Origin of the sequence: Nonomuraea sp. NPDC049709, from assembly GCF_040674815.1 — a bacterium.
In the GTDB taxonomy this organism is placed as follows: domain Bacteria; phylum Actinomycetota; class Actinomycetes; order Streptosporangiales; family Streptosporangiaceae; genus Nonomuraea.
Genome location: NZ_JBFANM010000106.1, coordinates 23216 through 34840 on the forward strand (window position 1 = coordinate 23216; position 11625 = coordinate 34840).

Below are 11625 nucleotides of genomic sequence, written 5' to 3' on the forward strand. Positions count from 1 at the left end.
CGAAATCGGGCCTGTAGTTCTTCCGATCGCCGACGTTGTTGACAGTGTAATAGTGACAGTGTCATTGTGAGGGTATGAGCGAGACCTGGACGATCGGCGAGCTGGCCGAGCACGCGGCGCGCCTGCTGCGCGACGGCGCGCCGCCCCCTGCCAACGGCCGGGTCCGGGACGTGCCCGGGGAGCGGCTGATCCGGTGGTACACGACCATCGGGCTGGTGGACCCGCCGCTGACCCGGCGCGGCCGGATCGCGCGGTACGGGCGGCGGCACCTGCTGCAGCTGGTGGCCGTGAAGCGGTTGCAGGCGGCCGGCCGGTCGATCGCCGAGATCCAGGCGGCGCTGGCCGGGGCGACGGACCGGATGCTGGAGGCGGCGGCCCGGGTGGAGGCCACGCCGGTGACGGACGCGGGCCAGGCGGGCGGTGCTGCCAGTGGGCGTGCCGGTGGCGGCCCGGGGTCGCGGGTGGGCTCGTTCGATGGGGAGACGGCACGCGGGCGTTTCTGGGCCGAGCGGCCGGGTGCCGAGACCGCGCGTGCCCAGGGAGCGGCGCCGGACACCGTCCCGCCGAAGCCTGGAGGGGGCGGTGCAGAGGACGCCGGTGTCGCGCCCGGCCGTCCGGCCGCGGGGAACGGCAAGACCTCCGGACCGGGGCCGGCGGCCGGTCGCCCGCATGGCGCACCCGCTGGGCCGGAGCCCCCGGCGGGCCACCCGCGAAGCACACCCGCAGGACCGCAGCCCCCGGCGGGCCACCCGCGAAGCACACCCGCTGGGCCGCAGCCCGCGGCGGGTCACACCCGAAGTGGAACGGCTGGGGCGCAGCCCGCGGCGGGTCACGCGCGGGGCGCGAGCGCCCTGCCCGGCCGTCCGGCCGGACCCGGGGGCGCGTCCGACGAGAGCGCCGGGGCAGGCCCGCGAGGCGCGAGTGACGTGCGCGGCCGGCCGGCTGACGCGGGGGGCGGGCCCAGCGGGAGCGTCGCGCCTGCCCAGGCAGGGGGCGGCGAGACCGGTGGAGCCGGCGTGTCACCTCATTCCGGGCAGGCGGGCCGTGGAACGACCGCTTCCGCGAAGTCGGGGGCCGGGCATGGCGGTGTGGCGTCGCGGGCGAGCGTGGTCAGCGGGGTCAGGCTGGGAGACGGGGTGCGGCTGGTGCTGGACGCGGGCCGGGTTCCGTCCGAGGAGGACGTACAGGCGGTGCTGGCGGCGGCGGGGCCGTTGCTCGCGGTGCTCGAAGAGAGGGAGCTGACATGAAGATCACTTCGCTGGAGCCCGCACGGTGCCTGCCGGTGCCGGACGCCGGGATCGGCGCGCTGCTGACCGAGCGCGGCAACCTGCCGCTGGAGAGCGTGGACGTGGCCGCGGACATCTCCGGGCTCGTCGCCGGGGTCGAGGTCACGCAGGGGTTCAGGAACCCGTTCGATGTCACGCTGGAGGCCACGTACGTCTTCCCGCTGCCCGACCGGGCGGCCGTGACGGGGTTCCGGATGGAGGCCGACGACCGGGTGATCGAGGGCGTGCTGAAGGAGCGCGGGCAGGCCAGGGCGGACTACGACCAGGCGCTGCGCGAGGGCCGGCGGGCGGCGATCGCCGAGGAGGACCGGCCGGACGTGTTCACGATCAGGGTGGGGAACATCCTGCCCGGCGAGCGCGTCTCTGTCCGGCTGACCATGAGCCAGCCGCTGCCGTACGAGGACGGCGCGGCCACGTTCAGGTTCCCGCTGGTCGTGGCCCCGCGCTACATCCCCGGCAGCCCCGTCGACGGGCAGCCGGCCGGTGACGGCACGGCGCCCGACACCGACGCCGTCCCCGACGCCTCCCGGATCAGCCCGCCCGTCCTGCTGCCCGGCTTCCCCAATCCCGTGCGGCTCTCGCTGGCCGCCACCGTGGACGCCGCCGGTCTGGAGCTGCGCGAGCTGGCCTCCAGCCTGCACGTGGTGGAAGAAGGCCATGAGGGACCCCCCAAGGGACCGGCCAAGGGACAGGGCCGCACCGTACGCCTGCGCCCCGGCGAGCGCCTCGACCGGGACTTCGTGCTGCGGCTGTCGTTCGACGCCTCCACGTCGTTGCAGCTCGACGGCCGGGGGACGTTCGCGCTCACCGTGCTGCCTCCGCCGCTGCAGGCCACCCGGGCTCCGCGCGACCTGGTGCTGCTGCTCGACCGTTCCGGCAGCATGAGCGGCTGGAAGATGGTCTGCGCCCGGCGGGCGGCCGCGCGCATCGTGGACACGCTGACGCCGCAGGACCGGTTCGCGGTGCTGACCTTCGACTCGGTGGTGGAGCAGGCGTTCGAGGGGCTGGTGGAGGCCTCCGACCGCAACCGCTACCGGGCGGTCGAGCACCTGGCCCGGGTGGACGCCCGGGGCGGCACCGAGCTGCTCGAACCGCTGCGCCAGGCCATCGCCCTGCTGGGCGGCCAGGCCGGGCGGGAACGCGTCGTGGTGCTGGTCACCGACGGTCAGGTGGGCAACGAGGACCAGATCCTGGAGCAGGCGGGCGGCGCGCTGTCGGCCATGCGCGTGCACACCGTGGGCATCGACCGGGCCGTGAACGCCGGCTTCCTCGGCCGCCTGGCCGGGCTCGGCGCGGGGCGGTGCGAGCTGGTGGAGTCGGAGGACCGGCTCGACGCGGCCATGGAGCACATCCACCGCAGGATCGGCGCTCCCCTGGTCACCGACCTGTCGATCAAGGATCTCGAGGTCGAGCCGGACACGGTCACCCACCTCGGCTCGATCTTCCCGGGCGTGCCGCTGCGCGCGTACGGACGTCACCGCGAGGGCACCTCGGCCACCGTACGCGGGCTGGCGGAGGGGGCGCCGTGGGAGGAGCGGGTCGCCGGCGTGACGGTGGACAACCCGGCCATCCGCGCCGTCTGGGCCCGGGCCCACCTGCGGGAGCTGGAGGACCGGTACGCCATGGGCGAGCACGACCTGGAGACCCGCATCGTGCGTACGTCGCTCGAATACGGCGTGCTGTGCCGCTTCACCGCGTACGTGGCCATCGACACCAGGCAGGTCGCCGGCGAAGGGCCGGAGCACCGGGTCATCCAGCCGGTCGAGCCGCCGAGCGGCTGGGAGATGCCGCCGGCGGCCCCGATGATGGGCGGCTTCGCTGCCAACGCGATGCTGGCCGCCGCCCCCATGAGCGTTTCCCGGATGTCCGGGCCCGGCCTCGACGCGGCGGACATGGAGCAGGGCTTCGTGGCCGGTGGGCCGCAGGCCGGCGGGTTCGGCGGGCCGGCGGGCCGGGGGTCGGGCGGGCCGGAGGCGGCCATGCCGAAGGGGCCGAAGCGTGCTCCGGCGGCGCCCGGTCGTGGGCGGTCCGGCATGTACGCGGGGCGGCCCACGCACCGGCCGGAGTCGGTACGGCCGCAGCTGGTGGCCGAGCTCGACCGGCTGAGGGCTCTTCCGGTGCCGGATCTGGCGTACCTGGCGGACCTGGGCACGCGGCTGGCGGCACTGGCGGCGTACCTCGGGGGGAACGAGGAGCTGGAGGCGCTGGCCCGGGAGCTGGAGGCGGCCGAGCGGCCGGGCGCGGCCGACGCCCAGGCGCTGCACGATCGGGCCGTCGAGGTGCTGACCGCGCTGGTCGGCGGCGGCTCACCGCCCCCGGGATCGGGACCGGGGCCGATGCCGGGACCGGGGTCCGGGCCGGGGTCCGGGACTTCCGGTGAGGGGCGGCGCGGCCCCTTCTGGAAGCGCGCCTGACCGGCTGGATCCCGCGTGCCGTCGCCGCGCGGGCGCGCCGCCTCCCCGAGGCGGCGCGCCCGCTCCGGGGAGGTCACATGATGGGCGTCCATTCCCGCAGCAGCACGATCTCGTAGCCGTTCACGGCCGTGTACGGGTCCTCCTGGAGGATCTGCCGGAGTTCGGCCTCGTCCGCCACCTCGTAGACGTGCAGCGCGCCGCTGTCGTCCGCCCAGGGCCCGGCGGTCACCAGGCGCCCCCGCTCCTGGAGCCGCCGCAGGTGTTCCCGGTGCGCGGGGCGGGCCGCGAGCCGCCGGGGGTCGCCGTCGAAGGCCAGTTGCAACACGTATCTCGCCATGCCCGCACGCTAGGGCCCGGCGGTCCCGGTGCTCAGCATCGCTGGGCACGGGGGTGGTGTATCAACGGATACATGGCGTACACACTGGCGGACCTGCCCATGTTCGAGGAGCTCGGGGAGGAGCGGCTGCGCGGGGCGGCGGCGGTGGCCCGGCTGCGGCGCTACGCGGCCGGGCAGGTCCTGTGCACCGAGGGCGATCCGGCCGATCACCTGATCGTGCTGCTGGCCGGGCGGGTGAAGGCGGGGAGGGTGAGCGCCGAGGGCAGGGAGGTGGTGCTCGCGGTGGAGGCCGCGCCGGTGGCGTTCGACAAGACGGCCCTCCTGGTGGACGGGCCGCACCGGGCCACGCGCACGGCCCTGACGGAGGTGGAGGTGGCCTACCTGCCGCGTGCCGCCGTGCTGGAGCTCGTGGACGCCGAGCCGTCGGTGGCGGCGCGGCTGCTGCGCACGCTGGCCGCCACGGTGCGGGACCTGGACGAGCGGCTGCTGGACGCGGCGGTGCGCGACGTGCCGTCGCGGGTGGCCGCCTGGCTGGTACGCCGCTGCGCCGCCGCCCGCGTACCGGACACGCCGCCGGACGGGCAGGTGGACGCCGGGCCGGTACCGCCGCACGACCGGCACGCGGACGCCGGGCGGGTGGCGCTGCACGGCGGGCAGGCGGGGCTGGGGGCCGAGATCGGGGCGAGCAGGGTGAGCGTCAACCGTGCCCTTCGCCGGTTCGAGCGACGGGGGTTGATCGCGATCGGCTCCGGGGAGGTGGTGGTGCTGGACCGCCCGGCCCTCGCCCGCCTCGCCGCCGTTCCCGCCCCCTCCGCGTAGGCCCCATGCTCCCGTGATCGCCCAGCCTCAGGGGGTGCGCCGGGGGGGCCGGCGCAATTACCCGCGGGCGTCTATCCGAGCCGGTCAGGCTGTTCTATCGTCACTGAGCATGGCGACCTCTCGCGCCCCTCTCCGCTTCGTCGAGGCGGTGTCCGCCACCGTCTCGGAGCATCGGAGGTCAGGTTTCTTCTTCGACTTCGACGGCACGATCGCCCCGATCATGCGAGATCCCGCCGCCGTGTTCCCGGTGGCCGGCGCGGTGGAGCGGTTGCGGGTGCTGGCGGGGCTCGTGAGCAGGGTCGCCGTCGTCTCGGCCCGGCCGGCCGCGTTCCTGTCCGACCGGTTCGCCGGCGCCCCCGAGGTGCGCCTGTTCGGCCTGTACGGCATGCAGACCGTCGTCGACGGCCGCGTACGCACCGACGCCGCCGCCCAGCCCTGGGCCCCCGTCATGGGCCGCCTGGTCGCCGACGCCGCCCGCGAGCTGCCCGGCGAGGTGCTGGTGGAGGACAAGGCGCTGCTGGTGGCGCTGCACTACCGGGCCGTCCCCTCGCTGCGCGGCGCGGTGGAGCGCTGGGCTTCGGAGAAGGCGGCCGAGCTGGGACTGCGCGAGCAGTACGGGCGCATGGTCGTCGAGCTCAGGCCCCCGGTCGAGCTGGACAAGGGCACGGTCATCGAGCGCGAGACCGAGACGCTCACCCGCGCCTGGTACTTCGGCGACGACCTGTCCGACGGCCGGGCGTTCGACGCGCTGCGCGGCCGGGAGGAGCGCGACCCGGCGTTCCTGGGCGTCAAGGTCGCGGTGGCGAACGGGGAGACCGGCGACGAGCTGGCGCGCCGGGCGGACTTCACGGTCGAGTCCCCCGAGGCCACGCCTGACCTGCTCGACCACGTCATCGGCGCGTTCCCGGGGCACCCGTCGGCTCGTACCCTGGATAAGTGACGACACTTGTCCTGGACGGAGGGCTGGCCACCCAGCTCGAGCGGCTCGGCGCCGATCTGCGCGACGACCTGTGGTCGGCGCGGCTGCTGCTGGAGGAGCCCGAGCTGATCCGGGCCGCCCACGCCGCCTTCTTCGCGGCGGGGGCCGACGTGGCCACCACCGCCAGCTACCAGGCCACGATCCCCGGCTTCGCGCGCCGCGGGCTGGACGTGGCCGCGGCCGAGCGGCTGATCCGGCTGTCGGTGGAGCTGGCCGGGCAGGCCCGGGACGAGGCCGGGCACGGGCTGGTGGCGGCCTCGGTGGGCCCGTACGGCGCCTACCTGGCCAACGGCGCCGAATACACCGGCGACTACGACCTCGACGAGGACGGCCTGTACGCCTGGCACCTGCCGCGCTGGGAGATCCTCGCCGCGGCCGGGGCCGACCTGCTGGCCTGCGAGACCATCCCGTCCTACCCGGAGGCGCGGGCGCTGGCCCGGCTGCTGGCCGGCACGACCGGCGTGAAGGCGTGGGTGAGCTTCTCCTGCCGCGACGGCGAGCGGCTCAACGACGGCACGCCGATCCGCGAGGTCGCCGCCCTGTTCGCGGGGAACCCGAAGGTGGTGGCCGTCGGCGCGAACTGCACCGCGCCCCGCCACATCCCCGGGCTGATCTCGTGCCTGTCCGGCGGCCTGCCCGTGGTCGTCTACCCGAACTCGGGCGAGACGTGGGACGCCGCCGGCCGCCGCTGGCTGGGCCTGGCCGACCCGGTGGAATACGGTCAGGCCGCCATGGAATGGCAGCGGGCGGGGGCGTCGCTGATCGGCGGCTGCTGCCGTACGACGCCCGAGCACATCAGGCAGATCCGCGCGCACCTGGCCTGAGCCGCCGGCAGACCGGCAGGCGAACGGCCCCGCCGTGTTCACGGCGGGGCCGTTCGCGGGGTCCTCGGGCGTCTGGACCGGCAGAACCAGGCGGCCGGTCGGTCAGGCGGTCGGTCAGGCGGTCGGGCGGTCGGTCAGGCGGTCGCGGGAGCCGTGCTGCGCCGGCGGCCCAGCACGCGGTCGAGCGCGAGCGCGCCGCCGCCGGTGAACCCGACGGCCAGGCTGGCCGCGGCCAGCGCCAGGACGAACTCGTAGCCGCCCTCGCCGCTGAGGCCGTTCGCGCCGTGCACGAAGGCGATCGCGCCCAGCATGTCGAGGGCCAGCAGCGTGCCCACGATCGGCAGCGCCGCGCCCACGATCAGCGCCAGGCCGCCCACCACCTCCAACGTGGCCACGGCCGGCGCGGCCACACCGGCCAGCGGGATGCCGGCGGATTCGAAGAACTTGGTCGTGCCCGCGATCCCCATGGTCGCGAACTTCTGGTAGCCGTGCACCAGGAAGATCACCCCGATGGCGATCCTGGCGAGCAGCAGGACGACGGGACGCGCCTGGTCCACCATGCGGCCTCCTTGATTGTTGTTCAGATTTGAACGACAACTCTAGCAGTGAATGTTCAAATCTGAACGAGCCGTACACTGAGGCGGTGACGGACCCCCGATGGCTTGACGCGACGGAGATGGCGGCGTGGCGCGCCTTCCTGTCCACCTCCCACCTGCTCGAGCGGCGCATCGAGGAGCAGCTCAAGGCCGAGGCCGGGCTCACCCACCCGCAGTACGAGATCCTGGTGCGGCTCGCCGACGCCCCGGGGCGCCAGATGCGCATGACCGAGCTGGCCAGGGGCGTGGTGGTGTCGAAGAGCGCGCTGACGTATCAGGTCAGCCAGCTCGAGAAGGCCGGCCTGGTGGAGCGGACGACGTGCCCGTCGGACGACCGCGGCGTGCTGGCGGTGCTCACGGAGGCGGGCCGGCGCTGCCTGGAGCGGGTGGCGCCGGGTCACCTGGAGGTCGTGCGGGCGTACCTGATCGACCGGCTCAGCCGCGAGGAACTGCACGCGATGACGAGCGCCATGCGGAAGACGGAAGAGGCCTTACGGTCCTCCGTGTGACCCGTCTCCGGCGGACGCACGGAGGTCACCCCCCAGGCCGCGGCTATCCCTTGGCCGCGGTGGCGCGTGCCGCGCGCTCCATCTCGACCCGGGCGCTGGCGGCGTATTTGTCGACGTATTCCTGCCCGGACAGCTCCATCAGCGCGTACATGATCTCGTCGGTCACCGCGCGCAGCACCAGCCGGTCGTCCTCCATCCCGTAATAGCGGGAGAAGTCGAGCGGCTTGCCGAACTTCACGCCCGGCCGGATGCCGACCTTGGGCAGCGGGCGTCCCGGCGGCATCATCTCGTACGTGTTGACCATCGCCCACGGGATCACCGGCACCCGGGACTCCAGGGCGAGCCGGGCCACGCCGGTCTTGCCCTTGTAGAGGCGGCCGTCGGGCGAGCGGGTGCCCTCGGGGTAGATGCCCAGGATGTTGCCCTCGCGCAGGATGCGCAGCCCGGTGCGCAGGGCCGCCTCGCTCGCCTTGCCGCCCGAGCGGTCGATCGGCACGGTGCCGACCCCGCTGAAGAACAGCCGGGTGAAGAAGCCCTTGATGCCGCGCCCGGTGAAGTAGTCGGCCTTGCCCAGCGAGATCACCTTGCGGCGGATCTGCAGCGGGCCGAAGAAGTGATCGGCGAAGGACAGGTGGTTGCCGGCCAGGATCGCGGGGCCCTGCCTGGGCACGTTTTCCGCGCCCTCGGTCCACGGCCTGAACACGAGGTGGAGGAACGGCCCCAAGATGGCCTTGACCACCCAGTAGAACACCCTGGCACCTCTTCCCTGCGCCGCTTCGTCGGCGAGCATTGGCGAGCAACGTTGGCGAGCAGAGTCATCTTCCCATCTCGAAGGCCATGCTCCTACATCAGCTCTCGCACAAACACCCCGGAACATGCGACGATCGGGCCGTTCTGGAGGAAATCGCCGGAATGAAACAGCACAGAGGAGCTGTTATGCCGCTCATGCCAGGCGCGGAGCCTTACCACCACGAAGCAGGCCAGGTCGGCGTGCTGCTGTGCCACGGGTTCACCGGCACGCCGCAATCGTTGCGACCGTGGGGTGAGTATCTGGCCGGGCACGGGATCAGCGTCTCGCTGCCCCGCCAGCCCGGACACGGCACCAGATGGCAGGAGATGAACAGGACGCGCTGGGAGGACTGGTACGCCGAGGTGGAGAAGGCGTTCGCCGACCTCCAGGGCCGCTGCGCGGAGGTGTTCGTGGCGGGGCTGTCGCTGGGCGGCTGCCTGGCGCTGCGGCTCGCCGAGGTGCACGGCGCGGCCATCCGCGGCGTGGTGGTGGTCAACCCGTCGATCGCGAACGACGTTCCCCTGCTGAAGCTGGCTCCGTTGCTCAAATGGTTCGTGCCGTCGGTGCCCGGCGTCGCCAACGACGTCAAGAAACCCGGCGTGACCGAGCTGGCCTACACCCGCACCCCGGTGAAGGCCGCGGCCTCGCTGCCGGGGCTGTGGTCGCTGGTGCAGGCCGACCTGGCGAAGGTGACACAGCCGCTGCTGGTCTTCCACAGCGCGGAGGACCACGTGGTGAAGCCGACGAGTGTCGCGATCATCCGTGAGAAGGTCTCCCAGGCCACGATCGAGGAGCTTACCGATAGCTACCATGTTGCGACACTGGACAACGATGCCGACAGGATCTTTGCCGGGAGCCTCGACTTCATCCGGACACATGCCTCGGTACCCTTGCAGAGGGACTGATCGCACCCAGGGGGAAGTCGCGATCGCTGCGGAGAGGCCCATCTAGGTGACGCCCCAGAGTGACGAGGACGAGGTCTGGCGGCAGATCGTCGCGTCCTTCAACGACACAGCCGAGCACGACTCGGCCGACCAGCCCTGGCCGGACAGCGAGAACGTCCCCGCCGAGCCCACCCGCCGGGTCGTCAAACCTCCGGAGGGGGAACCCGAGGAACCCGGGGATCCCGGAGAGGACGACGACGAGCCGCGGGACGAGGGGGACGACGAGGAAGAGGGGCACTTCACGCCCCCGCCGCCGCCTCCCCTGCCCAAGCTGGACCTGACGACCAAGCTCGCGTGGGTGGCGCTGTTCGGCGGCCCCGCCTACTTGCTGGTCGCGGCGATGGCGAGCTGGCACATGGAGGGGTGGGCGCTGTTCACGGCCGTGGCGGCGTTCATCGGCGGGTTCGTGGCGCTGGTGGTGCGCATGGGCGACGGCCCGCCCAACGACTCCGGCTGGGACGACGGCGCCGTCCTCTAGGACGCGCCCAGCACTCCTACGACTTCTGCGTGGTCGTCCGGGGTGCGAACGACTCCACGACGTCGGTGTAGCGGTCGGCGGTGTCGACCGCGTGCCCGACCGCCCAGACCGTGCCCTTGCCCGCGAGATAGGTCACGGCCTGCAGGCGTACGCTGCTCCTGCCCTGCTTGACGGCGCCCCGGATGGTCTCGCAGTCGCTCTTCTCGCAGCGCATCATGAACGGCTCCGCCGCCCGCGCGGGGTCGTAGCCGGTCATCCAGTAGCGGCCCTTGCCGTCGCCCGTCACGCCGTAGAGCCTGGCCTCCGAGCCGGGCAGCGGCAGCTCGCGCCAGCGCTTGCCGTTCCAGGCCAGCGCCAGCGGCGTGATGTCGCCCGGCCCGCGGTAGACGCCGCCCACCGCCACCGCCCGCTTCGAGCTGTCCACCTGCACGTCGCGCAGGTAGCCGCCGGGGATGGCGGGCAGCGGCATGGACTTCCACGAGCCGCCGGAGTTGTGCACGATCAGCGGCTCGGTGCCGGTGTCGCCGACGGCGAACCCGCCCGCCACCGCGTAGAGCGCGCCCTTCTCCTTGGTCTCCTGCACGGTCCAGGAGTTGCCCTGGCCGGTGAGGATGAGCCCGTTCTTCTCGCGGCTGCCGACCGCCACGACCCGGCCGGACTTCGCGTCGACGCCGCCGAGCCAGTCTCCGGCCCGCAGCCCCTGCGGCCTGACCCGGTCGAACCCGGCCGCGTCGCCGTGCACGATGTACGGCAGCCCGTCGTGCCCGTCGCCGACCGCCCAGACGTCGGAGGACGAGGCGGCGGCCAGCCCGCGCAGGTTGCCCGCGGCCGTGCCGTCGCGCACGCCCACCTCGGCCCACCTGCGGCCGTCCCAGTGGCGGATGGTGCCGCGGTTCTTCCAGACGTCCCAGATCTCCTGCTGACCCACCGCCCACACGTCGCTCGGGGAAACGGCGAGCACGTCGGAGAGCGAGCCGTCGGCCTGGAGGCGCACGCTGGTCGACTGCTGCCACGCCTCGGCGGCGGGCCGTGGATCGGCATGCGCGGCGGGCGTGACCTGCGTCAAGGCCACGGACGTCGCCAAGAACAAGGAGAGCGCACGCCGCTGAGAGCGACGGGTCATGAGGAAATGCTACGGGCTGGAGAGCCGGTCTTGCCCGTTAGTGCCCAACTCGCAACTCGGCGACAACGGGCAGGTGGTCGCTGGCCCCGGCCAGATCGGCGATCGGGGCGTCCACTCCCCCGCACGACACGACACGCGCCTCGCGCGCGGCGAACACCCCGTCGATGCGTACGGAGGGTCCGGCGGCCGGGAAGGTCGGCCCGTCGCCCTTGGGAGCCACCGCGTAGCAGTCGGCCAGCCGCCCGGCGAGATAGCGCCAGGCCGGCTGGTGCGCCTGCTCGTTGAGGTCGCCGGCGAGCACGATCGCCGCGCCGTACGCCGCCGCCACGCGCTCCATCAGCGCCACCGCCTCGGCGGCGTGGTGCACCCTGGCCGGGTCGTTGAGGTCGAGGTGGAGCGAGCCGACGGCCAGCCGCGCCCCCTCGGCCTGCACCACGGCGACGGCCAGCCCCCGCCGCTCCAGCCCGAGGAAGGCCCGCAGCCGGTGGCTCTCGGCGTGCAGCACGCGGGCCCGCCGGCCGGTGAG

The 11625-nt window shown here is 73.7% G+C and carries 12 protein-coding genes and 1 pseudogene; 8 read left to right on the forward strand and 5 right to left on the reverse strand.

Annotation, left to right across the window (positions count from 1 at the left end; genetic code table 11):
* Nucleotides 1–74 precede the first annotated feature (74 nt).
* The gene (locus AB0J69_RS54950; protein WP_364135947.1) at nt 75–1247 is read left to right on the forward strand and encodes a MerR family transcriptional regulator; all 1173 of its coding nucleotides are present in this window, start codon (nt 75–77) and stop codon (nt 1245–1247) included.
* A complete protein-coding gene (locus AB0J69_RS54955; RefSeq protein ID WP_364135950.1) occupies nt 1244–3700 on the forward strand; it encodes a VIT domain-containing protein in 2457 nt (818 codons plus the stop codon). The genes AB0J69_RS54950 and AB0J69_RS54955 overlap by 4 nt, the downstream gene beginning before the upstream one ends.
* Nucleotides 3701–3773: 73 nt before the next feature.
* Here the strand turns inward: AB0J69_RS54955 and AB0J69_RS54960 are convergent, their stop codons facing one another.
* Entirely contained in the window at nt 3774–4037 is a 264-nt protein-coding gene (locus AB0J69_RS54960; protein ID WP_364135952.1) for a muconolactone Delta-isomerase family protein, read from the reverse strand.
* 72 nt (nt 4038–4109) lie between these two features.
* On the opposite strand from AB0J69_RS54960, the gene AB0J69_RS54965 reads away from it, so the two are divergent.
* The 3 genes from AB0J69_RS54965 (at nt 4110) to mmuM (ending at nt 6659) form a co-directional block, all read left to right on the forward strand.
* Nucleotides 4110–4856, forward strand: a complete 747-nt coding sequence (locus AB0J69_RS54965) for a Crp/Fnr family transcriptional regulator (RefSeq protein ID WP_364135954.1) — start codon at nt 4110–4112, stop codon at nt 4854–4856.
* Between the two features lie 109 nt (nt 4857–4965).
* Complete coding sequence (gene otsB, locus AB0J69_RS54970) at nt 4966–5796, forward strand: trehalose-phosphatase (RefSeq protein ID WP_364135957.1); 831 nt, start codon at nt 4966–4968, stop codon at nt 5794–5796.
* Nucleotides 5793–6659, forward strand: a complete 867-nt coding sequence (mmuM, locus tag AB0J69_RS54975) for a homocysteine S-methyltransferase (protein ID WP_364135960.1) — start codon at nt 5793–5795, stop codon at nt 6657–6659. The genes otsB and mmuM overlap by 4 nt, the downstream gene beginning before the upstream one ends.
* A 134-nt stretch (nt 6660–6793) precedes the next feature.
* On the opposite strand, the gene AB0J69_RS54980 is transcribed toward mmuM, so the two are convergent.
* Nucleotides 6794–7219, reverse strand: coding sequence for a DoxX family protein (locus AB0J69_RS54980; protein ID WP_364135962.1), 426 nt, complete (start codon nt 7217–7219; stop codon nt 6794–6796).
* Nucleotides 7220–7302: 83 nt separating this feature from the next.
* On the opposite strand from AB0J69_RS54980, the gene AB0J69_RS54985 reads away from it, so the two are divergent.
* Nucleotides 7303–7764, forward strand: a complete 462-nt coding sequence (locus AB0J69_RS54985; protein ID WP_364135965.1) for a MarR family transcriptional regulator — start codon at nt 7303–7305, stop codon at nt 7762–7764.
* A gap of 43 nt (nt 7765–7807) precedes the next feature.
* On the opposite strand, the gene AB0J69_RS54990 is transcribed toward AB0J69_RS54985, so the two are convergent.
* Nucleotides 7808–8515, reverse strand: coding sequence for a lysophospholipid acyltransferase family protein (locus tag AB0J69_RS54990; protein WP_364135978.1), 708 nt, complete (start codon nt 8513–8515; stop codon nt 7808–7810).
* A 185-nt stretch (nt 8516–8700) separates the two neighbouring features.
* Here AB0J69_RS54990 and AB0J69_RS54995 point away from each other — a divergent pair, with 185 nt between their 5' ends.
* Both AB0J69_RS54995 and AB0J69_RS55000 read left to right on the forward strand, forming a co-directional pair.
* A complete protein-coding gene (locus tag AB0J69_RS54995) occupies nt 8701–9459 on the forward strand; it encodes an alpha/beta fold hydrolase (RefSeq protein WP_364135967.1) in 759 nt (252 codons plus the stop codon).
* 46 nt (nt 9460–9505) lie between these two features.
* On the forward strand, nt 9506–9976 hold the full coding sequence (locus tag AB0J69_RS55000; RefSeq protein WP_364135970.1) for a hypothetical protein: 471 nt from the start codon (nt 9506–9508) through the stop codon (nt 9974–9976).
* 16 nt (nt 9977–9992) lie between these two features.
* Here the strand turns inward: AB0J69_RS55000 and AB0J69_RS55005 are convergent, their stop codons facing one another.
* Both AB0J69_RS55005 and AB0J69_RS55010 read right to left on the reverse strand, forming a co-directional pair.
* A complete protein-coding gene (locus AB0J69_RS55005; protein ID WP_364135973.1) occupies nt 9993–11099 on the reverse strand; it encodes a hypothetical protein in 1107 nt (368 codons plus the stop codon).
* 37 nt (nt 11100–11136) lie between these two features.
* A pseudogene (locus AB0J69_RS55010) lies at nt 11137–11625 on the reverse strand (endonuclease/exonuclease/phosphatase); the annotation flags it as partial.